A 9698-nucleotide genomic window follows, 5' to 3' on the forward strand; every position below is an offset into this window, starting at 1 on the left:
ATCAGTTACACTGTAAATATGATACCTCATATCAAATCCGGTAGCATGGGAATTAATATTACCCACAACTTTCGAGACGGCAGTGCCGTGTCCCCTCGAACATTCCGGTGCTCGGCGCGATCGCCCTTGACAAAAATCCCACTCTTGGCATAACAATAAGGATAGAAATCTGTATAGCAGCGATCGCACACAATTGAAGAGCGATCGATCTACGGGTAATTTTGAAGTATTGGGTATTGCGATCGCTGACCGTCGCAACTCCTTCAGTCAATCAAGACCCGTTTACAAAGATCGAGTCCTTGAGTTAAGCATTGTTCTCGCCACTTGCGAGATATGGGTGCAAACATTTCTACCAACTGGTCTTTTGTCCATTCATAGCTCTGGTCTGACTTACCCCACCAGTAAGCACGATTCTCCGCCCGCAATGCCTTCAAGACTTGAATCGTTGAGTAAGTACCAAATTCTGCGGTTAGTAAATCATATCGACACTTTGGTAGAAGAGCTTGGCACCAAGTTTTTAATCCACCGCGAATTGGATATGATACACCTTCTGTACTGTGCGGTTCTATTTTTTCTGCTCCAAATATTTTAGCTAGTCTTGAACAAGATTCTGATGTTGCAGATGCGTCAAGCAAAAGCTTATATGTTCCCGAACGTCCTAAACCTGTGTGGAAATCAATATGCACTACCTCTGAAGCATTACCAATCCATTGGGGCAAATTGCTAGCTAGAATCTCTTGAGTTTTGGATGGAGCATGACCGCCAAAAAAAAGTCCCTTTGGAAAATCGTATTGTCCTACAGGAAAAGTGTTTTTCAAACTCGTCATTCCATATCTCAATATCAGCCAGATAGCTTGAAGGATATAAGGTTCAAATCTTGATGGAGGTACAGTTGGGTTGAGAAAAGAATTTAACTTAGGATAATCCTTTGGGCTGCCCTCAAAAACTTCTTCAGGTAATAAAAAGTTACGGTTTAAGTCTATGTTGTTTTCATTCCAACGTCGTCGCCATGCAAAACCATAAGGATTCAGAGCATGAATAAGTACAACTTTAATATCAGGTGACAAGGATGTGAGAAGTTGGTGCTTTTCTAACAAGGTAAGTTGGATTGCCGAGCCCAAAAAGCCTTCTACTCCATGCAAGCCACTAGAAATGACTACACATCGTCGTGGGTTTGAAGAACCACCGATCGCCACATCAATAGTTAATTCTTCACCAGTTGGACTAACCCGATCAATTGGATAGGCTGTCTGCTGATAACCCAAAGATGAAGATGCCGATCGAAATCGCTCTCGTGCAGTAATGTAGTTGGGTGAAAATGCTTCTGAATCGCTCATAAATCTTCGTTAAGCACCAGTAACTTTACAACTATGCCTCAAAAGATAACTCACACGGCATAACTATTAATTATATTGTAGTTGCAATGTAACACTTCGATCGACCTTGACAAATATCGCACTCTTCGCAGAACAATAACGCTAGAAATTAAGAGAGCGATCGACCCACTGGTAATTTTGAAGTATGGGGTATTGCGATCGGGAGCTAATGTTCCGGTTAAGAGGCTGCTAGCAACATTTGCATTCATACCACAAGCTTTCGTAAGTGCGCTTCTCCAACGCAATTGTTAGGTTTCCGGTGCTGCTCGATTGTTACGCACAGCATAACTCCAACCGCTATTTATATATCCTTTACTTTCTCTATTTTTACTTTGATCGCCTGCCTTTTTTGAAAAATCAATTAATAATTCATTTTTATCCTGCTCGATTGGTACTTCATAATACTCAGCGGCAAAACGATTCAGTAGCTTGTCATGTGTTAACAAAACTTTTTTTCTATCAATTGCTGTAGCCAATATTAAAATATCGTTAACTGTATTGCGAATATTAGCTTTACAGTTATGCTTAGATGTAAAGTTTGAAAACAAACTTAAACCCTCTTCTAATGCTGCTTTTGTCAGAGAGTAGCAATGGTAATCATTGTCTAAAATATACATCAACTTCTTTAAACGGTCTTTCTGTTTTTGTTTAGGGAAATGGGAGATGCTAAGTTTATATATTTCAGTTTTTTTTTGATTAATAATTTCGGAAATTGCTTCATTACCAAATTCTCGATAGGCTGGGAACTGATTGCCAAAATCAATAATTACCTGGTCGGTTCGATGCTCGCCCATTTTTGCACATTTAGCATCCCTAAAGTGATTGGGAATACTAAAACCGCCCCCTTCTTCATATAAGAGGTTGAAGAGATGAGAGTATCTAGCTGGATGAATAATATAGTAGTCAGGTTTTTTTGAGTCTTTAGGCTGGGTCTCTAAAAACTCGTTAGCCGTAATTGACGAAATTGCCCAACTTTTGCTGTGAATATCCTTGTCAATACCTTTGAATCGATATGAAAGTATTTGTGTATCAACCATCATATTCATAAGTCAGTTTTCTCCATAAAAGAGCGACGTAAATATTAATTATATTGCAGTTGCAACATTGAATATAGCCTATCATGCTCTTTTATGCTTTTTGAGGAGCGACAATACTGAAAATCACATCAGCGTTCATCTGTGTTTATCGGTTGAAATCTGCGGTTTAAAAAACCCACTCTAATCGATTTACTTCGATCCGGTATATAGAAAACCCCCAAACCATTTTTAAAATCAAGTTTGGGGGTTTTATTCCTAAATCCAGTTTAAATCACAACTTACTCGGCTCGATCGCCGGAGCACGCAGAGACAGAGTTTTATCCGCAGCAGCCTTAGCCACAAGCGACGGCACAGAATCGCGCAACTTAGCAGTCAACTGTATCGTAGTTGCATCGTAAACCTGAGTCAGCATCTTCGGATACAAACCGATACCGATAATCGGCACCAACAGCGAAGCAATGATAAACACTTCTCGCGGTTCCGCATCCACCAATTCCTCGTGTTCCGCCAATTCCTTATTCTCAGGCCCGTAGAAGATTTCGCGCAGCATCGACAGCAGATAGATCGGAGTCAAAATCACCCCGACAGCAGCTAGAAATACCACGCAAACCTTAAACACGGGATTGTAAGCATCGCTGGTTGCAAAACCCACAAACACCATCAATTCTGCTACAAAACCGCTCATTCCCGGCAATGCCAAAGAAGCCATAGAACAAGCAGTCCACATTGCAAAAACCTTACGCATTTTCTTCCCGACACCTCCCATTTCGTCGAGCATGAGCGTGTGAGTGCGATCGTAAGTGCATCCTACCATGAAGAACAAACTCGCCCCGATTAAACCGTGGGAAACCATTTGCAGCATTGCACCGCTAATTCCCAAATCGGTAAACGAAGCTATCCCAATCAGCACAAACCCCATGTGCGAAATTGAAGAATAAGCAATTTTCCGCTTCAAATTGCGCTGAGCAAAAGAAGTTAAGGCAGCGTAAACAATGTTTACCACACCCAAAATTACCAAGATGGGTGCGAAGACAGCGTGAGCATCGGGGAGCATTCCCGCATTCATCCGCAGCAAAGCGTAGCCGCCCATTTTGAGGAGAATTCCTGCTAGCAACATGTGGGCGGGTGCGGTTGCTTCGCCGTGAGCGTCAGGGAGCCAAGTGTGCAGTGGAAAAATTGGCAGCTTGACGCCGTAAGCTATTAAGAAACCTGTGTACAGTAGCAATTGTATATTGGTGCTGTAATCTTTAGCTGCGATCGCCCGCATATCGAAAGTCACAGTATCGCCGTAAAACGCCATCGTCAGCCCGCCCAGCAAAATAAACAGCGAACCGCCTGCGGTGTATAAGATAAACTTAGTTGCTGCGTAGAGGCGCTTCTTGCCGCCCCAGATTGACAAAATCAGGTAAATCGGGACTAATTCCAGTTCCCAAACCAGGAAAAAGAGCAGCATATCCTGCACGGCAAAAACTGCGATTTGGCCGCCGTACATTACCAACATCAAAAAGTAAAAAAGCTTCGGTTTAAATGTGACCGGCCAAGCTGCTAAAGTAGCCAGCGTAGTAATAAAACCTGTCAGCAAAATCAGGGGCATCGATAAACCGTCAGCACCCACCGACCACTTCAAATCGAGTTGCTGCACCCAAGTATAGCTTTCTACCAGTTGCAAATCTGGATTGCTGAAGTCGTAATGAGTGTAAAAAGCGTAAACAAGTAGGGCAAAATCGATCAAACCCACAATTAGGGCATACCACCGCACCGTCTTGCCATCCTTATCGGGAATTAAAGGAATCAGCAAGGACGCAGCAATGGGAAACAGAATTGTTGTTGTTAACCAAGGAAAGTTAGCTGTATCCATTGCGTTTTAAAATGAGCCGTCAGTTATTAGGTTTAAACACCTTTTTGCAATTTTAGCCTAAATTTTATACTTTCTTTATACGAAACAAATTTTTTTGCTATTATTTGGACAAATTATGCGATCGCAACAGTTAAGTTTAATCAAAGATTTATTTCTATTTGCTAATTGTCTAGGGTGAGTTATTGAGCTAATACCATTTCTTGAAATATCTCCTAGTGGGATAGGCCACCGTGCTCATTGGTGTCAACTTAAGACTGAAGCCCATAATAAATGTCGCTTTTTGTCGAGTCTCGATCCCCCTAAATTCCCCTGGTTGTTGGGGAGTAGGGGTTGACTTTGAGTGCTTCCAGTTCCCCCCTTATTAAGGGGGGATCGAGGCCTCATCGTCAGACAGCAGACCGGTACTAACTTTTACCTTAAGTTGACACTAAAAGACACTCCCGTTTCCCTACAGATTTAACCGACTCCAGAAACGATCGCAAAACCCAGAACTGCGACAAACACAATCAGGGCATAAAATTGAGCGCGACCGCTCTCAAAGTATTTCAAACCTTCGCCGCTAATCAGCGTGACCAAACCGGTCAGGTTGACTACACCATCTACGACGCGCAAATCAACTTCCATGACTTGCCGCGCCAAACGGCGGCTGCCTTTGACGAAAAGAAATTCGTTGATATCGTCGAGATACCACTTGTTGAGGGAGAACTCGTAAAGCGGTTTGATTTTTTGGGCGATCGCACTGGCGTCAATTTTACGGCTCAAATACATCAGAGAAGCCAAAGTAATGCCCAGCAAAGCAATACCTACAGAGCTGCCGCCCATGATGAGAAATTCCGTCAAATTGAACTCAGCAGCGTGTTCCAAAACTTCTTCGAGAGACTCGCCTGGAGCGCGAACAAACTGCTCGAAATAATTGGCAAACGGCGTACCGACAAAACCGATAAACACAGAAGGTACTGCCAGCAACACTAACGGCAGAGCCATTGTCAGAGGAGATTCGTGAGGCAAATGGTCGTGTTCGCCGTGACTGTCGCCAGTTGATGCCAATTCCTTAACGTTCATCGCTCCCGGGCCGAAAACAATCCCGGGTTGCAGGAGTTGCCGCTTGATGGCGCTGTCATTGCCCCGGAATTCGCCCTCAAAGGTGCTGAAATACATCCGGAACATATAAAACGCGGTCATCCCGGCCGTCAGCCAGCTAACAGCCCACAAAGCGGGATTTGCTGCGAAGGCGCTGGCGAGGATTTCGTCTTTTGACCAAAAACCAGCAAACGGCGGAATTCCGCAGATTGCCAAATTTCCGATTAAAAAGCAAGAAGCGGTAATCGGCATATATTTCCGCAAGCCGCCCATGACTCGCATATCTTGAGCGAGTGCGGGGTTGTGGCCTACAACTGCTTCCATCCCGTGAATCACTGAACCAGAACACAGGAACAGCATCGCTTTGAAATAAGCGTGTGTCATCAAGTGGAAAAGTCCGGCACTGTAAGCGCCGACGCCCATTGCCATCACCATGTAGCCGAGTTGAGAGATTGTGGAGTAGGCTAGGCCTTTTTTGATGTCATTTTGGGTAATCGCGATCGAAGCACCCAGAAATGCCGTAAAACAGCCGGTGCAGGCGATCAAATTCATGACGGCCGGCAGCCCTTCAAACACCGGGTACATCCGAGCGATCAGGAAGACGCCGGCTGCTACCATCGTCGCGGCGTGGATCAGGGCTGAAATCGGTGTCGGGCCTTCCATTGCGTCTGGCAGCCAAACGTGGAGGGGGAATTGAGCGGATTTGGCGGCCGGCCCCAAAAATATGAGGACGCCGAAGATTGTCGCCAGAGTTGCCGAAAGGGCACCGGATTCGACTAAGGAGTGCAGGCGTTCGCCCATCACGCTAAATTCAAAGCTGCCGGTGGCCCAGTAAATGCCGAGGATGCCCAGCAGCAGGCCGAAGTCGCCGACGCGGTTGGTGACAAAAGCTTTTTGGCAAGCGTCAGCAGCGGGTTTGCGATCGTACCAAAATCCGACTAGCAGGTACGAACACATACCTACCAGTTCCCAAAAAATGTAAATCTGAACGATGTTCGGGCTGACTACGAGACCCAACATCGAGGCGCTGAAGATGCTGAGGTAGGCGTAAAAACGCACGTACCCGTCATCGTGAGCCATGTAGCCGTCGGTGTAAATCATCACCAAAAAGGCGACCGTGGTTACGATCGCCAGCATTACCGCCGTCAGCGGGTCGATAATATAGCCCATATTCAGCGAGAAGTCGCCTGCAGAAGCCCACTGAATAGTGCGGGTGTAGGGTGCGTGGCCCTGTAGTTGACTCCACAGCAATGCGAAAGAGAGTACCATTGACCCTCCGAGGGCGGAGACGATGAAGATCGCATTCGCTTGTCGGAGTTTGTTGGTTGCCTGGTTAAAGGTGATTAAGCCTAGACCTACTAGCATTGCGCCTGCCAGCGGCAGGACTGGAATCAGCCAAGCGTATTGATAAAGCAGTTCCATGACTGATAGGTAGTTTAAAGTTTCTACTAGATATTGCCAAAACTGTAAACAATTGTGACACACGCCTGCGCGACTGGGCAGAAATACTTGTTGTAATTCTCAAGCATTGTCGATCGACAATGCTTGAGACCTACTGCATATTTTCCCGATCGAGCCGGTCGATCTAGTTCCCCTTAAATTTCTACCAAAATATAGATTGACAAATCCAGACTGTCTTGGACGGACAGGAATCAAGAAACCGGTTTTTTTAACCTATACTCTCGCGCTGCACACTATATTTTTGTAAAAAACTGTTTTTGCGTTCAGGACTGCGAGATTTGGCCCTGGTGGTGGCCGATCGACAAATCAGGAATTGCTTCTGCTTTCTACCTAAAAGCCGAATAACTTGCAGCCGTTACCTGTTAACTGCTTCCGGTTGCAGGCGTTGAGTTCGGGAAGAAAGTTGAGTCACCAGCATCCAGGAATCGAGAGTCCGCCGCAGTTCCTCGCGTCCTTGGTAGTCTTCCAATCTAAATCGAACTTTATCGCCTTCAAACAAAATCAGTGTGGGCAGACTTGTCAGCCGATAAGTGTGGGCCAACTTGAAACATTGATCGGCATTTACCCCAACCAGCTTGACTTTTTCTGCCCACTGTGCCTCAAAAGTCTTAAGCGTGGGGTCGATCGCGCGGCACAAACCGCACCAAGGAGCTGAAAAGTGAACTAAAACGGGGGTAGAGGCTTGAAACACCTCTTGTGCAAAAGTGCGTTCGCTAACCGACAACACCATGATCCCTCAAAATTTAATAATTTTTTTTCTATCCTAGGGATCATGCTACCAGTATATGTTCTTAGTTACACGCATCAAAAAAGGATGAATTTCCCACAGCAGGCCCGTAAAAATGACTACACCTACGTAGGAAGGGCGCAAAAACTCAAGCAAATCAAGGGTTTGACGCTTTTGTAGGATTGCCAAAAATGGAATTATTGAGGTTCGAGATTTGATGGTTTCAAAGGATTCTCCAAAACGATCTTGAAGTCGTCTGTCGCCGTGCCACACTCCGAACAGGTGGTGAAGTACCAAACCGATGGAAGTGACGAGGGTAAAGCTAGTGCCAATCCACAGGGTGTGGGCAATGCACCAAATCACCTGCCCCACCATTTGCGGGTGACGGGTGATGCGAATGATGCCAGTTTCGTAGAGGTGAACTTGGGGCTTTTGGACGGCGGCAATTTCTAGGAGGTTGAAAGTTGCTGGGTACAGAAACAGGAAGGAAATTGCCGAAAGTATCCAAACTGCGGGTTTAACTCCGGGTACTCCCTGTACTTGCCAAAGCTGCAGGCCGTCGTAGCGGTGGTTGAAAAAGTAGACAATCAGAATGACGGCTAGCGGCAAACTGACAAGGGCAAACAAAACGCGGTAAAGTCTGGGCCCGATCAGCTTTTCACCTCGGGGCCGGAGGGCTGCTAAACCGCTGTGGGCGATCGCAAAAACCAGTAACAGGCCCAGAATAACTAAGTGGGAGTCCAGCGTCAAATCGATCGTCATTGCAAATATTAAGAAAAGTTATTGATTCTCGGCCAATTTGTGTCACAAAGTATCTATGGGAGCATTCAGCGGTTATGAGTCAGTTAACTGTTCACTGTTGGCTGTTGACTGTTGACTGTTCGCTGTTCGCTGTTGACTGTTCGCTGTTGACTGTTCGCTGTTTGCTGTTCGCTGCCTACAGTCAACCGTCAACCGTCAACTGACAACTGACAACTGACAACTGACAATTTAGATATATGTCTGACCTTCCTTTCACTTTAGACCAGTTACGCATTCTCAAGGCGATCGCCTCTGAAGGAAGCTTCAAACGCGCCGCGGACAGCCTCTATGTATCCCAGCCAGCAGTTAGCTTGCAGGTGCAAAACTTAGAGAGACAGTTGGACGTGCCGCTGTTTGACCGGGGGGGGCGGCGGGCGCAACTTACCGAAGCCGGACACCTGCTGCTGAGTTACGGCGAGAAAATTTTATCGCTTTGCCAGGAAACTTGTCGAGCTCTGGAAGACTTGCAAAATCTCCAAGGCGGTACTTTGATCGTCGGGGCTTCTCAAACAACCGGGACGTATTTGCTGCCCCGGATGATCGGGATGTTTCGGCAAAAGTACCCGGATGTAGCAGTACAGCTTCACGTTCACTCGACCCGCCGCACGGCGTGGAGTGTGGCCAACGGGCAAATCGATTTGGCAATTGTTGGCGGAGAAATTCCTACCGAACTTGTAGAAGCTTTAGAAATTGTTCCTTACGCTGAGGACGAACTGGCTTTGATTCTCCCTCCATCTCACCCGATGGTAGAACAAGAAACTATCCAAAAAGAAGACCTTTACAAATTGCAGTTTATATCCCTCGATTCGCAGTCTACTATCCGCAAAGTAATCGATCAGGTACTGACTCGCTGCGGCATTGACACGCGCCGCTTGAAAATCGAGATGGAACTAAATTCGATCGAAGCAATTAAAAATGCCGTTCAGTCGGGACTGGGAGCTGCTTTTGTCTCGGTTTCGGCGATCGAAAAAGAGTTGCTCATGGGTGTTTTGCACAAATCTCAAATGGATGAAGTTGTAGTAACTCGGATTTTGTCGCTAATTTACAACCCCAACCGCTACCGTTCTAAAGCAGCAGAGGCTTTCAGCAATGAAATTTTGCCTTCCTTTGCTACTTATTCCACCATTATGGAGAAGAAAGAACCTCCGGCGCTCGATTTGGGATTCATAGAAATAGCAACTCCCAACTCGGCGGGAAATTAATCTATTAGGTCGCCAGTTGTTAGCAGTTCGCGGTTAGTTGAGAAATTGGAATCTGATTTAACAATCGCTTTTTCTTCCCTCTTCCCTCTTCCCTCTTCCCTCTTCCCTCTTCCCTCTTCCCTCTTCCCTCTTCCCTCTTCCCTCTTCCCTCTTCCC

The 9698-nt window shown here is 46.0% G+C and carries 10 protein-coding genes; 2 read left to right on the top strand and 8 right to left on the bottom strand.

Translation table 11 applies throughout. The features are described from left to right. Positions 1 to 58: 58 nt before the first annotated feature. The 8 genes from QUA80_RS16605 to QUA80_RS16640 all read right to left on the bottom strand — a co-directional run bounded on the left by QUA80_RS16605 (position 59) and on the right by QUA80_RS16640 (position 8301). Positions 59 to 271, bottom strand: a complete 213-nt coding sequence (locus tag QUA80_RS16605; protein WP_333426247.1) for a hypothetical protein — start codon at positions 269 to 271, stop codon at positions 59 to 61. Next, a complete protein-coding gene (locus QUA80_RS16610; RefSeq protein ID WP_333426249.1) occupies positions 264 to 1337 on the bottom strand; it encodes a M14 family metallopeptidase in 1074 nt (357 codons plus the stop codon). The genes QUA80_RS16605 and QUA80_RS16610 overlap by 8 nt, the downstream gene beginning before the upstream one ends. 50 nt (positions 1338 to 1387) lie before the next feature. Beyond that, on the bottom strand, positions 1388 to 1585 hold the full coding sequence (locus QUA80_RS16615) for a hypothetical protein (protein ID WP_333426251.1): 198 nt from the start codon (positions 1583 to 1585) through the stop codon (positions 1388 to 1390). A gap of 39 nt (positions 1586 to 1624) precedes the next feature. Then, positions 1625 to 2422 carry a hypothetical protein gene (locus tag QUA80_RS16620; protein ID WP_333426253.1) on the bottom strand — a complete coding sequence of 266 codons (798 nt, stop codon included), beginning with the start codon at positions 2420 to 2422 and terminating at the stop codon, positions 1625 to 1627. Positions 2423 to 2684: 262 nt separating this feature from the next. Further along, positions 2685 to 4271, bottom strand: a complete 1587-nt coding sequence (gene ndhD1 / locus QUA80_RS16625; RefSeq protein WP_445302251.1) for a photosynthetic/respiratory NAD(P)H-quinone oxidoreductase subunit D1 — start codon at positions 4269 to 4271, stop codon at positions 2685 to 2687. A 456-nt stretch (positions 4272 to 4727) separates the two neighbouring features. Further along, positions 4728 to 6773, bottom strand: a complete 2046-nt coding sequence (locus QUA80_RS16630; protein WP_333426255.1) for an NAD(P)H-quinone oxidoreductase subunit 5 — start codon at positions 6771 to 6773, stop codon at positions 4728 to 4730. A 394-nt stretch (positions 6774 to 7167) separates the two neighbouring features. Next, positions 7168 to 7542: a thioredoxin family protein gene (locus QUA80_RS16635; RefSeq protein WP_333426257.1), complete on the bottom strand. Its 375-nt coding sequence runs from the start codon at positions 7540 to 7542 to the stop codon at positions 7168 to 7170. Between the two features lie 45 nt (positions 7543 to 7587). Beyond that, positions 7588 to 8301, bottom strand: a complete 714-nt coding sequence (locus QUA80_RS16640) for an NnrU family protein (RefSeq protein WP_333426258.1) — start codon at positions 8299 to 8301, stop codon at positions 7588 to 7590. 74 nt (positions 8302 to 8375) lie between these two features. Between QUA80_RS16640 and QUA80_RS16645 the strand changes: the two genes are divergently transcribed. Both QUA80_RS16645 and QUA80_RS16650 read left to right on the top strand, forming a co-directional pair. Beyond that, positions 8376 to 8504 (top strand): hypothetical protein, encoded by a 129-nt coding sequence (locus tag QUA80_RS16645; protein ID WP_333426259.1) that lies wholly within the window; start codon positions 8376 to 8378, stop codon positions 8502 to 8504. 33 nt (positions 8505 to 8537) lie between these two features. Next, positions 8538 to 9542: a LysR family transcriptional regulator gene (locus QUA80_RS16650; RefSeq protein ID WP_333234852.1), complete on the top strand. Its 1005-nt coding sequence runs from the start codon at positions 8538 to 8540 to the stop codon at positions 9540 to 9542. Positions 9543 to 9698 lie beyond the last annotated feature (156 nt).

Source organism: Microcoleus sp. F4-D5, assembly GCF_036704885.1.
GTDB lineage: Bacteria > Cyanobacteriota > Cyanobacteriia > Cyanobacteriales > Microcoleaceae > Microcoleus.

Bases quoted from the DNA above. Each gene is read 5' to 3' on its own strand.
- QUA80_RS16610 (WP_333426249.1), bottom strand. From the start codon at position 1,337: ATGAGCGATTCAGAAGCATTTTCACCCAACTACATTACTGCACGAGAG.
- QUA80_RS16615 (WP_333426251.1), bottom strand. From the start codon at position 1,585: ATGAATGCAAATGTTGCTAGCAGCCTCTTAACCGGAACATTAGCTCCC.
- QUA80_RS16620 (WP_333426253.1), bottom strand. From the start codon at position 2,422: ATGAATATGATGGTTGATACACAAATACTTTCATATCGATTCAAAGGT.
- ndhD1 (WP_445302251.1), bottom strand. From the start codon at position 4,271: ATGGATACAGCTAACTTTCCTTGGTTAACAACAACAATTCTGTTTCCC.
- QUA80_RS16630 (WP_333426255.1), bottom strand. From the start codon at position 6,773: ATGGAACTGCTTTATCAATACGCTTGGCTGATTCCAGTCCTGCCGCTG.
- QUA80_RS16635 (WP_333426257.1), bottom strand. From the start codon at position 7,542: ATGGTGTTGTCGGTTAGCGAACGCACTTTTGCACAAGAGGTGTTTCAA.
- QUA80_RS16640 (WP_333426258.1), bottom strand. From the start codon at position 8,301: ATGACGATCGATTTGACGCTGGACTCCCACTTAGTTATTCTGGGCCTG.
- QUA80_RS16645 (WP_333426259.1), top strand. From the start codon at position 8,376: ATGAGTCAGTTAACTGTTCACTGTTGGCTGTTGACTGTTGACTGTTCG.
- QUA80_RS16650 (WP_333234852.1), top strand. From the start codon at position 8,538: ATGTCTGACCTTCCTTTCACTTTAGACCAGTTACGCATTCTCAAGGCG.